Below are 3,042 nucleotides of genomic sequence, written 5' to 3'. Positions count from 1 at the left end.
CCGCGATTAGCTTGCGCTCGTTTTGCTTTTTTGGGAACGTTCTCTTGCTCGTGAATGGGAGGTTGGTTGTCTGATGAGGTTTCGATTTGCTCTGATGTGGTCTCAACAGCAGCAACCTCTGTTGGCTCGTCAACCTGTTCGTTTGTTTCTAAACTTTCAGAACCAATTTCTTTTTTTGCTAAAACGTTAGTTTTAGTTTTTTTATATATATTCTTATTCTGGTTCTTTATAGCTTGATTTTGCTTAGCGTTTGCTTCAGCAAAAAAAACGTTTTGCTTGTCATTTGCTTCAGCAAAATTATTAACATGTTGTTTTGTATTGTTTTTTGCTTGTGCACCTTTTTTACCAGCTTCACTACGAACTTGCGATATGTGCTCTTTTTTATCAGAAAAATCTTTTAGTTCTTCTTCAACGCGCGTATTCCACAATCCATTATCTGTCTCAACAAGTTTATCGTTCCTCATTAAGTATTCGACAATAGCTGCAAATTTTTTCTGCGAACAATTGCAAGCACGTGCAAGCGTTTCAAAATCTTCTTTAATTGGTGCTTTTTTATCGTACATGCGAACGAGAAGCGTCATATAAGCGCCCCTTTGCTCTAACGTCATTCCATCTGTACCACTTATCCAGTCATACAAATGGAATCTTATCCATGGCATACCATTAGACATGCGCATCCCCTTTTTTTATTAAATATAAATTAGTGATCATAATCCCCCCCTTAAGGCTGTTGCGTATTTATGCGTGAGCATGGTGACGCGTAATCTATTAATTTGATCTCTTTATTTTTGCCTGTTTAAGAATGTGAATGCTGCTGTTGATGTTTGTTATTATCTGTAGGGGCAGCAATATGAGAAGATATTACTGTTTGTGATGCATTTGCTGTACTAATTTTCTCCACCAGATGAAGCGTATCTTTTCTTCGTTTTGTCATTGGACGAACAACTCTATGGGATTTACTCCCATAATTATGTAGGAACCAATCTAGTGTAACCCAAGATAGACCCTTGGCTTTAGACAACTGAATAATTATATTCCAGTATTTTGGAGAAATACTATTGCGATCACGCATTTTACGCGCAGCCTCATAGCTACAACCAATTTCTTTTGCAAATTGGCGTATAGATCCCCAAGATTCAATCAAACTTTTGACATAAAAATCATTAACCATGACACAAATAGTACATTACGTACAATTTTAAATCAAGATAAAATCGTACACAATGAATTAAAAAAATAGTGGATAATGTACAAATGACTTATTTGCCAAAAGATAGACTTAAAATAGCGCGTAAGAATGCTGGATACGCAACACCAAGCGAAGCTGCGCGCGCTATACCAGCTCTTAATCAAAATACCCTAATTAGTCACGAAAATGGAAATCGTGGTATTTCGCGCCAAATAGCCGAGCTCTATGGACAAGTATTTAATGTAGATCCGGGGTGGATTTTGTATGGCGAGTCTCCTCAAGAAAATCCTAACCTCAATATAAGTATTCCTGTCGTTTCATGGATTAGCGCTGGAGAATTAAGCGAGCAAGATGGGATAATGGATTTTTCAGATTATCCTATGACAGAGGCTGTTAATCTTCCTGCCGGTGAATGGATTGCTTTACGTGTAGATGGGGCATCTATGAATAAAATTAGCCCTCCAGATTCTATAATATTTGTAAATATGCGAGACAAAAAACTTGTGCCTAATGCCTGCTATGTAATTGCAGATGAATCTGGACAAGCGACATATAAACGATACAGACCTAATGATGATCCTCCTTTTCAGCCCGCTTCATACGACAAAACGATAAAGGCTCCAAAACTTGAAGGCGCTATCTCTATAATAGGTCGTGTACGGCGCACTATTCTTGATATGTAAACACAATACGATTCTCTGTTCACGTTATCGATTAGATTGCCATCAACAGATTGAAGCGAGTTTGCTTGATTTTTATCAGTAAACAGCAAAATTTTGATTCTCTAAATTGTGCCGTGATTCGTCTTTTTTTATTTTTTTTTAAAAAATAGTACATTATGTACTTGACTATCTTTAGTGCATAATGTACTAATGTATCCATNGATGATGATCAAAACATTGGTCGGTCGGGACCACTGGATGAAAGCCAAATTCTAAGCATTGTTGATGAGGTAGATGATGCAATCCAAATCTTTCGTATAAATCCCTCTGAGAATAATTGTGAAGATATCTCTGAAGAAATTGCAGAAGCATATGTAAAAGAAAATATCGAACATCTCCATGAGGATAGTGAGGTTCATGACTTTGTACGTGAAAGTGATGCTTACCACGATCTTTTATCTGATTTAGCAGACGAAAAATATAATGATGAGATTTACGGTACTTATGAACAACAACACCGTTTGCGTCCTTGTGATGTGCTTTAAAATTCTAAAGGGCGCTTTTAAAAGCGCCTCCCCTTTTCCCATCAATAATTGATTAGAGTAAACTTATGACCACACATGATACTCATATTCATAGTGAAGGATATCTCACGCCTGAAAACGAGGTAGACAACAAAATCGGTTATGTCCAAATGGTCAATGCCCATGTAATGCATAGGTACTTACATTTGAAACAAGATTTTTCCACTTGGTTTAACGATTGTGTTGAAAAGCTTGATCTAAAAGAAGGCGTGGATTTTGTTTTTACAAAACAAGAATGGAACAGACAGAAGATTTGTCCAAAATCTGAAATAGAAACAGATAAAACCGATAATCATTACTTCAAAATTCACGCAACAAAGAAAATTGCTAAAGCAGAGCGCCATAGAAACTATGGCAGAATATTATACCAAAACTTGTATTTTTCTTAATTAAGGGGGTGATGATGCGAAACTTTATTACAATATCTGAAAACAATTTTCAAAACACAACTGTTCCCACCATGTCTAGTCGTGAAATTGCAGAGTTATGCGGTAAGCAACATGCGCATATTATGCGTGATATTCGACAAATGTTAGGAGAATTATATCCTGAAGGGGGTCAATCCAAATTTGGATCCACCTATTTAGATAAACAGGGTAAGCCCCAA

At 36.7% G+C, this 3,042-nt stretch carries 6 protein-coding genes; 4 read left to right on the top strand and 2 right to left on the bottom strand.

The genetic code is table 11. The features are described 5' to 3' along the window. A partial coding sequence (locus ACFIJW_RS07965) for a YdaU family protein (protein WP_375633871.1) occupies window positions 1-671 on the bottom strand: 671 nt, incomplete at its 3' end. Between the two features lie 125 nt (window positions 672-796). Further along, the gene (locus tag ACFIJW_RS07960; RefSeq protein ID WP_375633869.1) at window positions 797-1,171 is read right to left on the bottom strand and encodes a hypothetical protein; all 375 of its coding nucleotides are present in this window, start codon (window positions 1,169-1,171) and stop codon (window positions 797-799) included. An 83-nt stretch (window positions 1,172-1,254) separates the two neighbouring features. Between ACFIJW_RS07960 and ACFIJW_RS07955 the strand changes: the two genes are divergently transcribed. The 4 genes from ACFIJW_RS07955 to ACFIJW_RS07940 form a co-directional block, all read left to right on the top strand. After that, window positions 1,255-1,872, top strand: coding sequence for a S24 family peptidase (locus ACFIJW_RS07955; protein ID WP_012754749.1), 618 nt, complete (start codon window positions 1,255-1,257; stop codon window positions 1,870-1,872). Between the two features lie 197 nt (window positions 1,873-2,069). Beyond that, window positions 2,070-2,396: a hypothetical protein gene (locus ACFIJW_RS07950; RefSeq protein WP_375633875.1), complete on the top strand. Its 327-nt coding sequence runs from the start codon at window positions 2,070-2,072 to the stop codon at window positions 2,394-2,396. Between the two features lie 65 nt (window positions 2,397-2,461). Continuing rightward, window positions 2,462-2,824 carry an antA/AntB antirepressor family protein gene (locus tag ACFIJW_RS07945; RefSeq protein ID WP_375633867.1) on the top strand — a complete coding sequence of 121 codons (363 nt, stop codon included), beginning with the start codon at window positions 2,462-2,464 and terminating at the stop codon, window positions 2,822-2,824. 14 nt (window positions 2,825-2,838) lie between these two features. Then, a partial coding sequence (locus tag ACFIJW_RS07940; protein WP_375633873.1) for a Rha family transcriptional regulator occupies window positions 2,839-3,042 on the top strand: 204 nt, incomplete at its 3' end.

Source organism: Bartonella sp. MM97QHHN (genome assembly GCF_042194285.1).
Lineage (GTDB): Bacteria > Pseudomonadota > Alphaproteobacteria > Rhizobiales > Rhizobiaceae > Bartonella.
The sequence above is the reverse complement of the archived record's forward strand: the minus strand, read 5'-3'. Positions and strand labels throughout refer to the sequence as shown.

Bases quoted from the DNA above. Each gene is read 5' to 3' on its own strand.
- ACFIJW_RS07945 (WP_375633867.1), top strand. From the start codon at position 2,462: ATGACCACACATGATACTCATATTCATAGTGAAGGATATCTCACGCCT.
- ACFIJW_RS07955 (WP_012754749.1), top strand. From the start codon at position 1,255: ATGACTTATTTGCCAAAAGATAGACTTAAAATAGCGCGTAAGAATGCT.
- ACFIJW_RS07960 (WP_375633869.1), bottom strand. From the start codon at position 1,171: ATGGTTAATGATTTTTATGTCAAAAGTTTGATTGAATCTTGGGGATCT.